We start from the raw sequence: 237 nt of genomic DNA, 5'->3' as shown, positions 1-237 counted from the left end.
GTTGGCAGATAACAAAAAATATTACTACCTAAAGCTAAAGGACAACTTTTTTGATAGCGATGAAATGATTGTCTTGGAAAGCATGCCAGATGGCTATATCTACTCAAACATTTTGCTAAAACTCTACCTCAGGAGCTTAAAGTACGATGGACTGTTGATGTTTAACGATCGGATCCCGTTTAACTCAACGATGTTGGCCCAGATTACACGTTGTAGTGTAGGTGACATTGAAAGAGC

General features: G+C 38.8%; 1 protein-coding gene. It reads left to right on the top strand.

Annotated elements, in window-relative coordinates:
• Positions 1–237 (top strand): phage replisome organizer N-terminal domain-containing protein (locus P8629_RS12705; protein WP_278166444.1); only part of this gene is annotated, 237 nt, incomplete at both ends.

The organism is Hydrogenovibrio sp. 3SP14C1, assembly GCF_029625905.1.
In the GTDB taxonomy this organism is placed as follows: Bacteria; Pseudomonadota; Gammaproteobacteria; order Thiomicrospirales; family Thiomicrospiraceae; genus Hydrogenovibrio.
Note: the sequence above shows the minus strand (reverse complement) of the source record. Positions and strands in the feature narration are given on the sequence as shown.